This window comes from Phycicoccus jejuensis (assembly GCF_044797865.1).
Lineage (GTDB): Bacteria > Actinomycetota > Actinomycetes > Actinomycetales > Dermatophilaceae > Phycicoccus > Phycicoccus jejuensis.
Genome location: NZ_CP085209.1, coordinates 1,338,597 through 1,353,456 on the forward strand (window position 1 = coordinate 1,338,597; position 14,860 = coordinate 1,353,456).

14 protein-coding genes and 1 tRNA gene are annotated in these 14,860 nt (G+C 74.6%); 10 read left to right on the forward strand and 5 right to left on the reverse strand.

What is annotated here, in order from left to right; genetic code table 11:
• Window positions 1-15: 15 nt before the first annotated feature.
• Both LG324_RS06365 and LG324_RS06370 read right to left on the reverse strand, forming a co-directional pair.
• The gene (locus LG324_RS06365; protein ID WP_404352569.1) at window positions 16-618 is read right to left on the reverse strand and encodes a DUF4126 domain-containing protein; all 603 of its coding nucleotides are present in this window, start codon (window positions 616-618) and stop codon (window positions 16-18) included.
• A gap of 207 nt (window positions 619-825) precedes the next feature.
• On the reverse strand, window positions 826-1,995 hold the full coding sequence (locus LG324_RS06370; protein WP_030528926.1) for an RtcB family protein: 1,170 nt from the start codon (window positions 1,993-1,995) through the stop codon (window positions 826-828).
• Window positions 1,996-2,258: 263 nt separating this feature from the next.
• Here LG324_RS06370 and LG324_RS06375 point away from each other — a divergent pair, with 263 nt between their 5' ends.
• The 7 genes from LG324_RS06375 to LG324_RS06405 all read left to right on the forward strand — a co-directional run bounded on the left by LG324_RS06375 (window position 2,259) and on the right by LG324_RS06405 (window position 11,047).
• The gene (locus tag LG324_RS06375) at window positions 2,259-2,909 is read left to right on the forward strand and encodes a GNAT family N-acetyltransferase (protein WP_404352572.1); all 651 of its coding nucleotides are present in this window, start codon (window positions 2,259-2,261) and stop codon (window positions 2,907-2,909) included.
• 204 nt (window positions 2,910-3,113) lie between these two features.
• A complete protein-coding gene (metG, locus tag LG324_RS06380; protein ID WP_030528924.1) occupies window positions 3,114-4,913 on the forward strand; it encodes a methionine--tRNA ligase in 1,800 nt (599 codons plus the stop codon).
• Window positions 4,914-4,919: 6 nt separating this feature from the next.
• The gene (locus LG324_RS06385) at window positions 4,920-5,774 is read left to right on the forward strand and encodes a TatD family hydrolase (protein ID WP_030528923.1); all 855 of its coding nucleotides are present in this window, start codon (window positions 4,920-4,922) and stop codon (window positions 5,772-5,774) included.
• A gap of 306 nt (window positions 5,775-6,080) precedes the next feature.
• The gene (locus LG324_RS06390; protein ID WP_404352573.1) at window positions 6,081-7,229 is read left to right on the forward strand and encodes a transglycosylase family protein; all 1,149 of its coding nucleotides are present in this window, start codon (window positions 6,081-6,083) and stop codon (window positions 7,227-7,229) included.
• A 125-nt stretch (window positions 7,230-7,354) separates the two neighbouring features.
• Window positions 7,355-8,242 carry a 16S rRNA (adenine(1518)-N(6)/adenine(1519)-N(6))-dimethyltransferase RsmA gene (gene rsmA, locus LG324_RS06395; RefSeq protein WP_404352574.1) on the forward strand — a complete coding sequence of 296 codons (888 nt, stop codon included), beginning with the start codon at window positions 7,355-7,357 and terminating at the stop codon, window positions 8,240-8,242.
• A 55-nt stretch (window positions 8,243-8,297) separates the two neighbouring features.
• On the forward strand, window positions 8,298-9,227 hold the full coding sequence (locus LG324_RS06400) for a 4-(cytidine 5'-diphospho)-2-C-methyl-D-erythritol kinase (RefSeq protein WP_030528920.1): 930 nt from the start codon (window positions 8,298-8,300) through the stop codon (window positions 9,225-9,227).
• Window positions 9,227-11,047 (forward strand): ABC-F family ATP-binding cassette domain-containing protein, encoded by a 1,821-nt coding sequence (locus tag LG324_RS06405; RefSeq protein WP_404352576.1) that lies wholly within the window; start codon window positions 9,227-9,229, stop codon window positions 11,045-11,047. Before LG324_RS06400 ends, LG324_RS06405 begins: the two co-directional genes overlap by 1 nt.
• 9 nt (window positions 11,048-11,056) lie before the next feature.
• Here the strand turns inward: LG324_RS06405 and LG324_RS06410 are convergent, their stop codons facing one another.
• The gene (locus LG324_RS06410; RefSeq protein ID WP_404352577.1) at window positions 11,057-11,608 is read right to left on the reverse strand and encodes a PadR family transcriptional regulator; all 552 of its coding nucleotides are present in this window, start codon (window positions 11,606-11,608) and stop codon (window positions 11,057-11,059) included.
• A gap of 35 nt (window positions 11,609-11,643) precedes the next feature.
• Between LG324_RS06410 and LG324_RS06415 the strand changes: the two genes are divergently transcribed.
• Window positions 11,644-12,456, forward strand: coding sequence for a hypothetical protein (locus LG324_RS06415; RefSeq protein ID WP_404352579.1), 813 nt, complete (start codon window positions 11,644-11,646; stop codon window positions 12,454-12,456).
• A gap of 19 nt (window positions 12,457-12,475) precedes the next feature.
• Here LG324_RS06415 and LG324_RS06420 read toward each other — a convergent pair whose 3' ends face one another.
• Window positions 12,476-12,973: a MarR family winged helix-turn-helix transcriptional regulator gene (locus tag LG324_RS06420; protein ID WP_207024950.1), complete on the reverse strand. Its 498-nt coding sequence runs from the start codon at window positions 12,971-12,973 to the stop codon at window positions 12,476-12,478.
• Window positions 12,974-13,054: 81 nt separating this feature from the next.
• Between LG324_RS06420 and LG324_RS06425 the strand changes: the two genes are divergently transcribed.
• The gene (locus LG324_RS06425) at window positions 13,055-13,861 is read left to right on the forward strand and encodes a methyltransferase domain-containing protein (RefSeq protein WP_404352580.1); all 807 of its coding nucleotides are present in this window, start codon (window positions 13,055-13,057) and stop codon (window positions 13,859-13,861) included.
• A gap of 15 nt (window positions 13,862-13,876) precedes the next feature.
• On the opposite strand, the gene LG324_RS06430 is transcribed toward LG324_RS06425, so the two are convergent.
• Window positions 13,877-14,488: a TetR/AcrR family transcriptional regulator gene (locus LG324_RS06430; RefSeq protein ID WP_030528914.1), complete on the reverse strand. Its 612-nt coding sequence runs from the start codon at window positions 14,486-14,488 to the stop codon at window positions 13,877-13,879.
• 174 nt (window positions 14,489-14,662) lie between these two features.
• Between LG324_RS06430 and LG324_RS06435 the strand changes: the two genes are divergently transcribed.
• A tRNA-Gln gene (locus LG324_RS06435) sits at window positions 14,663-14,741 on the forward strand.
• Window positions 14,742-14,860: the final 119 nt, after the last annotated feature.

The window sequence follows — 14,860 nt, forward strand, 5'->3', positions numbered from 1 at the left end:
GCGGCTGAGCCCGGCTCAGGGACCGGCGTAGGTCGGAGGGCGCCGGGACCGTCGCCACTCGCGGACCCGCAGCCACATCCACACGAGCAGCCAGGCGAGCAGGCCGAGGGCGACGACGACGAAGACCGGCGCGAGGATCGCGACGACCGACAGGCCGATCGACGCGCCGTCCTCGACGGTCGAGACGACCGGGGCGCCGAGCCCGACGGTGGCGCCGTTGACCACCGGGCGGGCGGCCATCTTCCCGGTGTGGACCAGCCCGGCGACGACGACGCCGAGCACGACGCCGACCCACGGGTGGTCGGCCATCCACGTCGACCGGTCGATCTCGGACGCCGCGCTCGTCGCCGAGAAGATCAGCCCGCCCACGCTCGGGCGGATGAAGGTCTGGATCGCGTCGTTGACGGTGTCGACGGCCGGGATCTTGTCGAGGACGACCTCGGCGAGGAGCAGCAGCGAGCCGACGCCGATGGCCCAGCCGCTCGTCATCCACTCGTAGCCCGCGGGCAGGACGATCAGGTCGGTGAAGCGCGCGACGAGGGCGACGACGAGGAAGGGGATGTAGGCGTTGAGGCCGGCGGCGGCCGACAGGCCCGTCCCGGTGAGGGCAGCCAGCACGGCGTCCTCCTTCGGCGTGGGGGCGACCGGGGCCACCCGGGTGGGAACAGCGCTGCTCCGACGTCAGGGTAGCCCCGGCGGTTCCGGCGCCCCCGGACCCACCGGGCCCTCCCCGTCGCGCGCTACACCGCAGGACGTGTCGCTGTGACGACACGTCCTGCGGTGTAGCCGGGTGCGGGCTCGGGGCCGGGGAGGCCTGGCCCCGCGTCAGTCGCCCTTGACGTTGACGAGCTGCCGCAGCGTGTGCCGGACCCGGACCAGGTCGGCGGCGTCCGCCATCACCGCGTCGATGTCCTTGTACGCCGCGGGGATCTCGTCGAGGAACGCGTCGGTGTCGCGGTACTCGATGCCGGCCATCGCGGCCCGCAGCTCCTCCGGCGTGAACCGACGCCGGGCCGCCGACCGCGAGTACGCCCGTCCCGCGCCGTGCGGCGCGGAACAGAGCGACATCCGGTCACCGAGCCCTTCGACGACGTACGACCGGGTCCCCATCGACCCCGGGACCAGGCCGGGCTGGCCCTCCCGGGCCTCGATGGCGCCCTTGCGGGTGACCCAGAGCGTCCGGCCCCAGTGCTCCTCCTGCTGGGTGAAGTTGTGGTGGCAGTTGACCCGCTCGTGCTCGACGAGGTCGGTGCCCGTGAACTCCGCCACCTGGCGCAGGACCCGGTCCATCATCTCCTCGCGGTTGAGCAGCGCGTAGTGCTGCGCCCACCGCAGCTCCCGCAGGTAGGACCAGAACTCCGGGGTGTCCTCGACGAGGTACGCGAGGTCCCGGTCGGGCAGCTCGATCCAGAACTTCTCCATGAGGCGCCGGGCGACCGCGATGTGGTGCTGCGCGATCTTGTTGCCGACGCCCCGCGACCCGGAGTGCAGGAAGGCCCAGACCCGGTCCTGCTCGTCGAGGCTGACCTCGATGAAGTGGTTGCCGGAGCCGAGCGAGCCCAGCTGCAGCCGCCAGCGGCCGGCGCGCGCGTCCGGGTCGAACGCGGCCTCGGCGGCGAGCGCCTCGAGCTCGGCGACCCGCGGCTGCGCGGTCGCGACGACCGTGCGGTTCGCGGCGCCCGCCGACAGCGGGACGGCCCGCTCGATGCTCCGCCGCAGCGGCGCGAGGTCGCGGCCGACCAGGTCCTCGCGCGTCAGCTGGGTGCGGACGGCGATCATCCCGCAGCCGATGTCGACACCGACCGCGGCCGGCACGACGGCCCGCTCGGTCGGGATGACCGAGCCCACCGTCGCGCCGAGGCCCAGGTGGGCGTCCGGCATGAGCGCGAGGTGCGGGAAGACGAAGGGCAGGCGCGAGGTGCGCTCGGCCTGCTCGAGGGTCGAGGGCTCGAGCAGCGAGGCCCAGCTGACGAGCCGTGGGGTGATCTTCTCCATCGGTGACGCACCTCCTTGTCCTGTCGTGTGCGTCATGGCGGCCCGGACCGTCCGGGCCGTGGAGGAGCCTGGCAGGCCGATGCCGCAGCGCGCCAACGATTTCCGTCGAGCCCCGAGCAGCGGAAACCCGGTGGCTCGGACCCGCCGGACCCTCCCCGGTCGCGGGCTACACCGCAGTACGCGTCGCTGTGGCGACCCTTACTGCGGTGTAGCCGGCCATGAACTCGGTGGCCTGCTCGACGGCCGCGGGGGAGGATCGCGGCATGGACACCGACCCGGCCGCGCTGCTGCGCGTCTACGACGACCAGCTGCGCACCGACGCCGAGACCCCCGGCGCGGTCTCGGTGGAGCGGCTCGGCCCGCTGCGGCTCGCGACGTTCCCGGGGGGTCGCGGGTTCGTCAGCTACCGCGACCTCGGGGGCGCCGACGCGGCGACCGTGCGCGCCTGGGTCGGCGCGGCGCTCGAGCGCTTCCGCGCCGACCCGGCCGTCGTCGACGTCGAGTGGAAGACCCGCGGCCACGACGTCGCGCCCGGGCTGCACGAGGCGCTGCTCGCGCACGGCTTCGTGCCGGGCGAGGTCGAGTCCGTGATGATGGGCCCCGCCGCCGGCCTCGCCGTCGAGGTCCCCCTGCCCGACGGAGTGACGCTGCGCCGGGTGACCGGCGAGGCCGAGGTGCGCCGGATGAGCGCCGCCGCCGACGAGGCCTTCGGCGACCCCGTCTCGACACGGCGGGCCGACGACCTGCTCTTCCGGCTCGCGCGCGACCCCGACATGGAGCTGTGGGTGGCCGAGGCCGACGGACTGGTCGTCAGCTCCGGTCGGCTCGAGCCCGTGCCGGGGACCGAGGTCGCCGGGTCTGGGGCGGCGCCACGCTCCCCGCGTACCGGGGCCGAGGCATCTACCGGGCGCTGACCGCCGTCCGCGCCCGCTCGGCCCTGCGCCTGCGGAAGACGGTGCTGCACAGCGACTCGACCGAGTACTCGCGGCCGATCCTCGAGCGGTCCGGGCTCGTGCGGGTCACGACGACGACGCCCTACGAGTGGACGCGGTGACACCGGCCCCGCTCGCACGGTGGTCGGCGCGGACGCCGGGGCGCCGACGCCTAGGATTCGGGGCATGAAGGTCCTCTCCGCCGTCGCCTGGCCGTACGCCAACGGGCCCCGTCACCTCGGCCACGTCGCCGGGTTCGGCGTGCCCTCCGACGTGTTCAGCCGGTACATGCGGATGGCCGGGCACGACGTGCTCATGGTCAGCGGCTCCGACGAGCACGGGACGCCGATCCTCGTCCTCGCCGACCAGGCCGGCGTCACGCCGCGGGAGTTCGTCGACCGCAACCACGCGGTCATCGCCGGCGAGCTCGCCGACCTCGGCTGCACCTACGACCTCTACACGCGCACGACGACCGCGAACCACTACGCGGTCGCGCAGGAGCTGTTCCGGCAGAACTGGCTCAACGGGTACATGGTCGAGCGCACCCAGCAGGGGGCGATCTCGCCGTCGACCGGCCGGACCCTGCCCGACCGCTTCATCGAGGGCGAGTGCCCCATCTGCCACTACCCCGACGCGCGGGGGGACCAGTGCGACAACTGCGGCAACCAGCTCGAGCCCGAGGACCTCATCGACCCGCGCAGCAAGATCAACGGCGAGACGCCGGAGTTCGTCGAGACGCAGCACTTCTTCCTCGACCTGCCGGCGCTCGCGGACGCGCTGCGCGAGTGGCTCGAGGGCCGCGACGCGTCGGGCACGTGGCGGCCGAACGTCATCAAGTTCAGCCTCAACATCCTCGACGACATCAAGCCGCGCGCGATGACCCGCGACATCGACTGGGGCATCCCGGTGCCGCTCGACGGCTGGGTCGACAACCCCGCCAAGCGCCTCTACGTCTGGTTCGACGCCGTCATCGGGTACCTGTCGGCCTCGATCGAGTGGGCGCGCCGGCTCGGCGAGCCCGAGCGCTGGCGCGAGTGGTGGAACGACCCCGAGGCCCTGACCTACTACTTCATGGGCAAGGACAACATCACCTTCCACAGCCAGATCTGGCCGGCCGAGCTCCTCGGCTACGCCGGGAAGGGTTCTCGTGGAGGCGAGCCCGGGACGTTCGGCGAGCTCAACCTGCCGACCGAGGTCGTCTCCAGCGAGTACCTGACGATGGAGGGCAAGCAGTTCTCCACCTCGCGCGGCTACACGGTCCTCGTGCGCGACGTCCTGGACCGCTACGGGCCCGACGGCATCCGCTACTTCATCTGCGCGGCCGGCCCGGAGAGCCAGGACTCCAACTTCACCTGGCGCGACTTCGTCCAGCGCAACAACTCCGAGCTCGTCGCCGGATGGGGCAACCTCGTCTCGCGCACCGCGGCGATGGTCGCGAAGAACTTCGGCGAGGTACCGCAGCCCGGCACCCTCGAGCCCGTCGACGAGGAGGTCCGAGCAACGGTTCTCGCCGGGTTCGACTCCGTCGGAGGGCTGCTCGAACGGCACCGGCAGAAGGCGGCCATCGCCGAGGCCATGCGGGTCGTCGGCGAGGTCAACGCCTACGTGTCGCGCACCGAGCCCTTCAAGCTCAAGGGCGAGGACCAGCGCGAGCGACTGGCCACGGTGCTGCACACGCTCGTCCAGTGCGTCAGCGACCTCAACACGATCCTCGCGCCGTTCCTCCCGCACGCGGCCAACCGTGTCCACGGGGTCCTCGGCGGCGAGGGCGAGCTCGTCCCGATGCCCCGGCTCGAGACGGTCACCGGCCTCGACCCCGAGGACGAGGGCCGCTCGTGGCCGGTCATCACCGGCGACTACTCGGGCTTCCCCCGCTGGGAGTCACGCCCGGTCGTCGTCGGCACCCCCATCAGCAAGCCGGCCCCGGTGTTCACGAAGCTCGACGAGTCCGTCGTCGACGACGAGCTCGCCCGCGCCGGCGGCTGAGCCCGGATGACGTCGCAGCCGAGCCGTCGGGGCGAGCCCGAGGCGCCGGACCCGCTGCCGATCCCGGTGGTGGACAACCACACCCACCTCGACATCAGCCGGGAGGGCGAGACGGTCGGGGTCGACGACCTCGGGCCGGTCCTGCGGGCCGCGGCGCGCGTCGGCGTCGACCGGGTCGTCCAGGTGGGCTGCGACCCGACCGGCAACGAGTTCGCGGTCGCGGCGGCCGAGGCGCACCCGTCCGTGCTCGCCGGCGTGGCGCTGCACCCCAACGAGGTCCCCGGGCTCGCGGCGCGCGGTGAGCTCGACGCGCAGCTCGCGCGTGTCGAGGAGCTGGCCGGCCGGCCCCGGGTGCGGGTCGTCGGCGAGACCGGCCTGGACTTCTACCGCACCGGCCCCGACGGGCACGCGGTGCAGGAGGAGTCGTTCCGCGCGCACGTCGAGATCGCCAAGCGCACCGGGCTGGCCCTCCAGATCCACGACCGGGACGCCCACGACGACGTGCTCCGTGTCCTGGCCGACGCCGGCGCCCCCGACCGCACGGTCATGCACTGCTTCTCGGGTGGCGTCGAGACCGCCCGCGAGTGCGTGAGCCGGGGCTACCACCTCTCCTTCAGCGGCACCGTGACGTTCAAGAGCGCCAAGGAGCTGCGCGACGCGCTCGCCGTCACCCCGCTCGAGCTGCTCCTCGTCGAGACCGACGCGCCGTACCTGACGCCGCACCCCTGGCGCGGGGCGAGCAACAGCCCGATGCTCGTGCCGCTCACCGTGCGGGTCATGGCCTCGGTGCTCGGGGTGGCCGTGCCGACGCTCTGCGAGGCGCTGTCGGAGAACGCCGAGCGGCTCTACGGCCCCTGGTGACGGCGCCCGACCGAGGGTGACACATCCCACAGTGGTGGATGTGGCTCGTGTGACTGGTGTGACGGATCCGGGTTCCCCGAACGGGTCTTCCTGAGAGACCCCCGTTACCGAAACTTGACCTGTCCGTGGGGCGTCCGTCACGGTGGAGGCAGATGGCCGGGGTCGGAACGCCCCGGACGTCGTGTGTCAGGCCAGGATCCGGCAGTGCCGCCGGGGCCCGGGACGGCACACCCGACCCCACCGGTCGGGGCCCGATCGGGTCGACGTCCGGCGCCGGTGCCCGGGACGTTCAACCCTGGAGTCCTCTTGCTCTCTCGCACGATCCGCCATGCCGCCCAGGGCGTGGCCGCCCTCGCCGTCGCCGCAGGCTCGATCGGGGTCGCCCACCTCGACAAGGCGGTCGCGCTGACCGTCGACGGGTCCCCCCGGTCGGTCCACGTGTTCGGCGGCACCGTCCGCGACGCCCTCGAGAAGAGCGACATCTCGGTCGGTGAGCACGACGTCGTCGTGCCGTCGCTCGACGCCGCCATCTCCGACGGCGACCACATCTCGGTCCGCTACGGGCGCAAGCTCGTCGTGACCGTCGACGGCCAGCGCCGCGAGTACTGGACGACGGCCACGACCGTCGACGCCGCGCTGCGCGACGTCGGGGTGCGCGCCGACGGCGCGGTCCTCACCGCGTCCCGCTCGCAGACCCTCGGTCGTGAGGGCCTCGCCCTGTCGGTGACGACGCCGAAGGACGTGACCATCCTCGACGGCGGCAAGCGCCGCACCGTGACGACGACCGCCCCGCAGGTCGCCGCGGTCTTCGGCCAGCTCGGCATCGAGCACGACGCCGACGACACCGTCGACCCGGGGGTCACCACCGCCGTCCGCGACGGGATGACCATCACCCTCACGCGCATCGAGACGAAGACGCAGACCAAGACCGAGTCCGTCTCCTTCAAGACCACCCGGACGAACGACTCCTCGATGGCCGCGGGCACGACGAAGACCGTCACCGCCGGCAAGGCCGGCTCGAAGAAGGTCACCCGCGAGCTGCGCTACGTCAACGGCAAGCTGAGCGGGACGAAGGTCGTCAAGACCGTCGTCACCAAGAAGCCCGTCGCCGCCGTCGTCAAGGTCGGCACGAAGAAGGCCGCCGTCTCCTCGTCGTCGTCCTCCTCGTCCGCCCCGCGCAGCGCCGGCAACACCTCGGGCGCCGGGATCAACCTCGCCAACGCGGCGATGTGGGACCGCATCGCCCAGTGCGAGTCCAGCGGCAACTGGTCGATCAACACCGGCAACGGCTACTACGGCGGCCTGCAGTTCGCCACCGCGTCGTGGCTGGCCTACGGCGGCGACGACTTCGCCCCGCGCGCCGACCTCGCGAGCCGCGCCGAGCAGATCACGGTCGCCAACCGCTACTACGCCAAGGCCGGGCTCTCGCCCTGGGGCTGCGCGCACGCGGCCTGACACCGCACCGTGGCGCCCCCGCCGGCGCCGCGGACCGTCCGAGGACCCCGGGTCGAGCGACCCGGGGTCCTCGCGCGTCCGGGACCGCGGCGGACGTCGCGCCGCGCCGTGGCTAGGGTGACCGCGTGAGCGAGCCCGAGAACGCCCCCGACGCCGCCCTCCTCGGGGCCGCGGACGTCCGGGAGGTCGCCGCGCGCCTCGGCATCCGGCCGACGAAGCAGTGGGGGCAGAACTTCGTCGTCGACGGCAACACCGTGCGCCGCATCGTCCGGGTCTCGGGCGTCGGCCCCGACGACGTGGTCGTCGAGGTCGGGCCGGGCCTCGGCAGCCTGACCCTCGCCCTCCTCCCCGTCGTCCGGCGGGTCGTGGCCGTCGAGGTCGACCCGACCCTGGCCGGCGCCCTGCCCGCCACCGCCGCGGCGCGAGCGCCCGGCCTGGCGGACCGGCTCGAGGTGGTCCCCGCCGACGCCCTCGCCGTCACCGACCTGCCCGGGCCGCCGCCCACCGCGCTCGTCGCGAACCTTCCCTACAACGTCTCCGTGCCCGTCGTGCTGCGGATGCTCGAGCTGTTCCCCTCGCTGCGGACGGTCCTCGTCATGGTGCAGCTCGAGGTCGCCGAGCGGCTGGCCGCCCCGCCCGGCTCGCGCACCTACGGCGTGCCGAGCGTCAAGGCCGCCTGGTACGCCGACGTCCGCCTGGCCGGTCAGGTGCCACGCAGCGTCTTCTGGCCCGTGCCCAACGTCGACAGCGGGCTCGTCGCGTTCACGCGGCGCCCGGCGCCGGAGACGACCGCGACCCGCCCGGAGGTGTTCGCCGTCGTCGACGCCGCGTTCGCCCAGCGGCGCAAGACCCTGCGCGCCGCGCTCGCCGGGTGGGCGGGGTCGCCCGCCGCCGCCGAGGAGGCCCTCGTCGCCGCGGGCGTCGACCCGCGCACCCGCGGCGAGCAGCTCGACGTCGCGGCCTTCGCGCGGATCGCGGCCGCCCGCACCGCGTCGCGCGCCGTCGAGGGCTGAGCCTGCGCCGCGCACTGCGCGCGGCGCACGCCCCGGCTCTGACTAGGGTGAAGCCATGACCTCGGCCCCCACCGCGCCCGGCGCCGTCACCGTGCGCGTCCCGGCCAAGGTCAACCTCGAGCTCCTCGTGGGTCCCGTCCGCGACGACGGCTACCACGACCTCTCCACCGTCTACCAGGCCGTCAGCCTGTACGACGAGGTCACCGTCGCGCCGGCCGACGCGTGGGGCGTGTCGGTCTCGGGCGCGCTCGCCGACGGCGTGCCGACCGACGGCGACAACCTCGCGCTGCGCGCCGCACGCTTCCTCGCCCGCCGCTGCGACGCCGACCCGGTGCACGTGAGCATCCGCAAGGGCATCCCCGTCGCCGGGGGGATGGCCGGTGGGTCCGCCGACGCGGCCGCGACGCTCGTCGCCCTCGACCAGCTGTGGGAGCTCGACCTCGAGCGCGACGAGCTCGAGGCCGTCGCCGCCCAGCTCGGCAGCGACGTCCCGTTCCTCGTCGCCGGCGGCACCGCGATGGGCAGCGGCCGCGGGGAGCTCCTCGCGCCGGTGCTGGCCCGCGGCACCTACCACTGGGTCCTCGCGCTCGCCGACGGCGGTCTCTCGACCCCGGCCGTCTACGCCGAGTGCGACCGGCTGCGCGCCGGCTCCGACGTCCCGGCCCCGGTCGCGACCCCGGCGCTCATGGCGGCGCTGCGCACCGGCGACCCGCACGAGCTCGCGCCCCAGCTGACCAACGACCTCCAGGACGCCGCCGTCAGCCTGCGCCCGGACCTCGGCGAGGTGCTCGCGGCCGGGATGGAGTACGGCGCGCTCGGCGGCATCGTCTCCGGCTCCGGCCCGACCATCGCCTTCCTCGTCGACGGCTCCGAGGCCGGCATCGACCTCGCCGTGGCGCTCACGGCGAGCGGGGTCGTCCGTGACGTGCGGCGGGCCACCGGCCCGGTGCACGGCGCCCAGGTCCTCCACCACCGGGTCGACTAGTGGCGAGCCTCGTCTCCGTCGAGCGCGCCTCCCTGGCCCTCGGCACGACCCAGGTGCTCGACGCCCTCTCCCTCGGCGTCGCCGGTGGCGACCGGATCGGCGTCGTCGGCCGCAACGGCGGCGGCAAGACGACCCTGCTGCGCGTCCTCTCCGGCGACCGCGAGCCCGACGACGGCCGCGTCGCGCGGGTCGGCGGGCTGCGGACCGGGGTCCTCACCCAGGCCGACACCCTCGACCCCGCCTCGACCGTCCGGGAGTCCGTCCTCTCGGGGATGGCCGAGCACGAGTGGGCCGCCGACGCCCGGGTCCGCGACGTCCTCGTCGGGCTGCTCGGCGGCCTCGACGCGCCCCTCGTCGGCGGTCTCGACGGCCCGGTCGCCCCGCTGTCCGGCGGCGAGCGGCGCCGGATCGCCCTCGCGGCGCTCCTCGTCGCCGCGCCGGACCTGCTGCTCCTCGACGAGCCGACCAACCACCTCGACGTCGAGGGCGTCGCCTGGCTGGCCGAGCACCTCGTCGAGCGCTTCGCGGGGCCCTCGCGCGGCCTCGTCGTCATCACCCACGACCGCTGGTTCCTCGACGCGGTGGCGACCCGGACGTGGGAGGTGCAGGACGGCGCCGTGCACCAGTACGAGGGCGGGTACGCCGCCTACGTGCTCGCCCGGGCCGAGCGTGAGCGGATGGCCGGCGTCGTCGCCGACCGGCGTGACAACCTGCTGCGCAAGGAGCTCGCGTGGCTGCGCCGGGGCCCGCCCGCGCGCACGAGCAAGCCGAAGTTCCGCATCGACGCCGCGAACGCGCTCATCGCCGACGAGCCGCCGGCGCGCGACGACGTCGAGCTGATGCGCTTCGCGACGACGCGCCTCGGCAAGGACGTCGTCGACCTGCTCGACGCGCGCCTCACCGTCGGCGACCGCGTCCTGCTCGACCGCTTCACGTGGCGGCTCGGGCCGGGCGACCGCGTGGGCCTCGTCGGGGTCAACGGCGCCGGCAAGTCGACGCTCCTGCGGGCCCTCGCGGGCGAGGCGGAGCTCGCGGCGGGTAAGCGCAAGGTCGGGGTCACCGTGCGGCTGGCGCACCTCACCCAGGAGGTCCGCGAGCTCGACGCGTGGGCGGACCGCCGCGTCATCGAGGCGGTCGAGGACGTCCGTGCCGTCGTGCGCCTCGGCCCCAAGGAGCTGACGGCCTCGCAGCTCGCGCAGCGCCTCGGCTTCACCGGTCCCAAGCAGCAGACGCGCGTCGGCGACCTCAGCGGCGGCGAGCGCCGTCGCCTCCAGCTGACCCGCCTGCTCATGGACGAGCCGAACGTCCTCCTCCTCGACGAGCCGACGAACGACCTCGACATCGACACGCTCACCTCGCTCGAGGACCTGCTCGACGGCTGGGCCGGCACGCTCGTCGTCGTCTCGCACGACCGGTACCTCCTCGAGCGGGTCTGCGACCGGCAGCTCGCGCTGCTCGGCGACGGTGTCCTGCGCGACCTGCCCGGCGGCGTCGAGGAGTACCTGCGCCTGCGGCACGCCCTCGTCGAGAGCGGCGGCGGGGTGCGCGAGGTGCCCGGTGGTGCGGCGCCCGCTCCCGCGGCGGCGGCCGCCCCCGGCCCGAACCCGGCCGAGGTGCGCGAGGCGCGCAAGGTGATGGCGCGCGTCGAGAAGCAGCTGCAGCGCCTCGCGACGCGCGAGGAGCGCCTGCACGCGGCGATGGCCGAGGCCGCGACCGACCACGGGCGCGTCCTCGAGCTCAACCGCGAGCTGCGCGAGGTCGTCGACGAGCGCGAGGTCCTCGAGCTCGAGTGGCTCGAGGCCGCCGACGTCGTCGGCTGACGCCGGGGCTCAGCGCGGCCGGCGCAGCTCGGCGAGCATGAGGTCGCACCACTCGAGGGCCGCGCGGCGGGTCAGCCGCCCGCCCTCGAGCGTCAGCCGGCTGGCGAAGGCGGGGGAGTCGGGCTCGAGCGCGGCGGGGTCGCCCGCGAGCGAGGCGAGGTCGGCCTCGTAGGCGGCGAGACGTTCGGCGTGGCCGGCGCGCACCCGCTCGACGAGCCCGGCGGCGGCCTCGGGCTCGACGACCCAGAGCGACCACAGGCGCAGCACCTCGAGGTCGCGCACCGGCTGGGGCGCGAGGTCGGCGACCACCCAGGTGCGCAGTGCGTCCAGCCCCGCCGCGGTCGGGCGGTAGCGCTTGGTGGGCAGCGGCCCGCGCCCCGGGACCTCGTCGTGCTCGACGAGACCGTCGTCCTCGAGCCGGGCGAGCTCCGGGTAGACCTGGCTGTGGCCGGCGGTCCAGAAGAAGCCGACGGGACGCTGCATCCGCCGCGCGAGCTCGTAGCCGGTCGACGGACGCCGGGCGAGCAGCCCGAGGAGGGCGTAACCGAGGTCCGAGGGCATGGACGCAGGCTAGCCCGATATGTCACAGTCGACATATGAGGCGGGGCGGTCGTGGTCGGCGGGTCGGGGCGGTCGCGGCGGTGCTCGTCGCCGCCGGGTGCGCGGGCGGAGGCCCCACGACGGCGACGTCGCCGACCACCCCGGCCCCGCTGCCGACGGCCGCCGTCACGACCGTCGCCGAGCGCTGTCTGAGCAGCGCCCCGGGCCGGATCGTCACGGTCGAGGCGCCGGACGGGTCCGGGATGACCGGGGCCACCTACGGCTCGGGGCGGCGGGCCGTCGTCCTGCTGCACCAGACGGGAGCCGGCGGGTTCTGCGGCTGGGTGCCGTACGCGCGCTGGCTCGGGGAGCACGGGATGCTCGCGCTCGCGGTCGACGACTGCGTCCACGGCGCGTCCCGGTGCACGGACGCCACCACGGCGGACGGACGGGCCCAGGTGGCGGCCGCGGTCGACCGGGCCCGCGCGAGCGGGGCCGAGCGGGTCGCGGTCGTCGGCGCGTCGATGGGCGGCGCCCGCGCCCTCGGGGTCGGTCAGGCCGCCGGGGCCGACGCCGTCGTCGACCTGTCCGGGCCGGAGCGGTGGGAGGGCGTGCCCGACGCCGTGACGGCGGCCCGCGCGACGACCGTCCCTCTCCTCGTCGTGTCGTCCGACGGGGACGACGGCATCGACGGCGACGTGCTCGACGCCGCGGTCGAGGCCTCGCCGAGCGCGCACAAGGACCGCGTGCGGCTCGAGGGGTCGGCCCACGGCTGGGACGTCGTCACCGAGGGCGTCGGCGACGCCGCCGAGGTCACCGACCGCGGGCCGTGGCTGCTGCGCTGGGTGGAGGGGGCGCTCGACCACTGACCGTGGCGGCCCCCGCCGGTCAGCGCTCGGTCTCGAAGGGGCGCAGCAGGCGGCGCAGGAGGGCGGCGAGCCCGTCGCGCTCGTCGGGGCCGAGCTCGGCGAGCAGCTCGCGCTCGCTCGCGAGCAGCCGGTCGAGCGCGGCGTCGACGACGGCCGTGCCCTCGGGGGTGAGGCGGACGATGACCCCGCGGCGGTCGCCCGGGTCGGGGCGCCGCTCGACGTAGCCGCGCGCCAGCAGCCGGTCGACCCGGTTGGTCATCGTCCCGCTCGTCACGAGCGTCTCGGCGACCAGCTGCCCCGGGCTCAGCTCGTAGGGCTCGCCGCGGCGGCGCAACGCCGACAGCACGTCGAACTCCCAGCCCTCGAGGCCCGTGCCGGCGAAGGCGCGGCCCCGGGCGAGGTCGAGGCGCCGGGCGAGCCGCGAGACGCGGGAGAGCACCTCGAGCGGCGTGACGTCGAGGTCGGGTCGCTCGCGCCGCCAGGCGGAGACGATACGGTCGACGTCGTCAGCGGCCATGGCGCGATGCTACTCCTCGTCAAACTTCTTGACGTCGAGAAACCGGCGTGCCGGGCCGTCGCCCGTGTCGAGGAGGCCGCGATGAGCACGTCGAGCTGGGACCCGTCCGCCTACGGGCGCTTCGCCCGCGAGCGCTCGCGGCCGCTCTCGGACCTCGTCGCCCAGGTCGGGGCGCAGGACCCCGCGCTCGTCGTCGACCTCGGGTGCGGCCACGGGCCGGCGACCCTCGCGCTCGCCGCGCTGTGGCCCGACGCGCGCGTCGTCGGGGTCGACGCCGCCGAGTCGATGCTCGAGGCGGCCCGCGACCTCGACACCGCCGGCCGCGTCGAGTGGGTGCAGTGCGACCTGCGCGACTGGGACCCCGCCTCGCTCGGCCAGGCGCCCGACGTCGTCGTCACGAGCTCGACGCTGCAGTGGGTGCCCCGGCACCTCGACCTCGTCGTCCCCTGGGTCGAGGCCCTCGCGCCCGGCGGGTGGTTCGCGCTCCAGGTCCCCGGCAACTTCGACGCGCCGAGCCACCGGCTGATGCGCGACGTCGCGGAGGGTCACCTGCGGGCCGGCGAGCTGACGGCCGCCCTCGACGTGCCGGCGGTGGGGGAGCCGGCCACCTACCTGCGGATGCTCTCGCGGCTGGGCTGCGAGGTCGACGCGTGGGAGACCACCTACGTCCATCTGCTCGACCCGAACGCCGAGGACGAGAACCCGGTGCTCACGTGGGTCACCGCGACCGGGCTGCGCCCCGTCCTCGACCTGCTCGAGGACGAGGACGAGCGGGCGGCGTTCCTCGAGCCGTACGCGGCGGCCCTGCGCGAGGCCTACCCCCGCAGCTCGGCCGGTGTCGTCTTCCCGTTCCGCCGCGTGTTCGCCGTCGCGCACCGCGTCGACTGAGGCACGTCCCGGGCGTCAGTCCAGGGCCAGCGTCTCGGGTGTGAGGGACGGCTTCGGCTCGAGGCCGGTCAGCCCGTTCCACGCGAGGTTGACGACGTGCGCCGCCACCTCCTGCTTCTTGAACTTGCGGTTGTCGAGCCACCACTGACCGGTCAGGGCGACCATCCCGACGAGCATCTGCGCGTACATCGGGGCGGCCTTGGGGTCGAGCTTGTGCTTCTTGAACTGCGCCGCGAGGATGTGGTCGACCTGGCTCGAGATGTCGCTCATCAGGCTCGCGAAGGAGCCGGTGGCCTGGCCGGTCGGGCTGTCGCGCACGAGGATCCGGAAGCCGTCGGAGTTGTTCTCGACGTACGCGAGCAGGGCGAGCGCGGCCCGCTCGATGAGCTGGCGGGAGGTGCCGCCGGAGTCGAGGGCGGCGGCGACGCCGGCGAGCAGCGACTCGATCTCGCGGTCGACGACGACCGCGTAGAGGCCCTCCTTGCCGCCGAAGTGCTCGTAGACGACGGGCTTGGACACCCCGGCGGAGGCGGCGATCTCCTCGATGGTCGCCCCCTCGAAGCCACGGTCCGCGAAGTGCTTGCGGCCGACGCCGATGAGCTGCTCACGCCGCTCGCGGCCGGTCATCCGCGCGCGTGCGGTCCGAGACTTCTTGGCCCCCGTGTCGTCGCTCACCCGCGCCATTGTGCCGCCTCGCCCGCCCCTGCCGTGCCGCGCCCCGGCCGTGGGTGCGCCCGAGCGCGTGCGGGGGGGAGGCCGCCGAGCGACTACCCTCGGGCCCAGCCGTCCTGCGGGCGGCGGTCCCCGGTTGGTCTGCTGGTAGGGCCCGCCTGACTTTGAATCAGGACAAGCGACGTAGGTTCGATTCCTACCCGGGGAGCAGGCGATGCGGAGCGAGCCGGCTCCCCGGGGAGGAATCCGGGGAGCGGCACCGCACGGGTGACGAAGGAACCCGGGCGGAGACGCGGCGCCTACCCGGGGAGCCCTTCGGGAGAGAGC

Coding starts and splice junctions, on each gene's coding strand:
- LG324_RS06385 (WP_030528923.1), top strand. CDS start 4,920: ATGACGTCGCAGCCGAGCCGTCGGGGCGAGCCCGAGGCGCCGGACCCG.
- LG324_RS06400 (WP_030528920.1), top strand. CDS start 8,298: ATGACCTCGGCCCCCACCGCGCCCGGCGCCGTCACCGTGCGCGTCCCG.
- LG324_RS06410 (WP_404352577.1), bottom strand. CDS start 11,608: ATGCCCTCGGACCTCGGTTACGCCCTCCTCGGGCTGCTCGCCCGGCGT.
- LG324_RS06375 (WP_404352572.1), top strand. CDS start 2,259: ATGGACACCGACCCGGCCGCGCTGCTGCGCGTCTACGACGACCAGCTG.
- metG (WP_030528924.1), top strand. CDS start 3,114: ATGAAGGTCCTCTCCGCCGTCGCCTGGCCGTACGCCAACGGGCCCCGT.
- LG324_RS06415 (WP_404352579.1), top strand. CDS start 11,644: ATGAGGCGGGGCGGTCGTGGTCGGCGGGTCGGGGCGGTCGCGGCGGTG.
- LG324_RS06425 (WP_404352580.1), top strand. CDS start 13,055: ATGAGCACGTCGAGCTGGGACCCGTCCGCCTACGGGCGCTTCGCCCGC.
- LG324_RS06370 (WP_030528926.1), bottom strand. CDS start 1,995: ATGGAGAAGATCACCCCACGGCTCGTCAGCTGGGCCTCGCTGCTCGAG.
- LG324_RS06430 (WP_030528914.1), bottom strand. CDS start 14,488: ATGACCGGCCGCGAGCGGCGTGAGCAGCTCATCGGCGTCGGCCGCAAG.
- LG324_RS06420 (WP_207024950.1), bottom strand. CDS start 12,973: ATGGCCGCTGACGACGTCGACCGTATCGTCTCCGCCTGGCGGCGCGAG.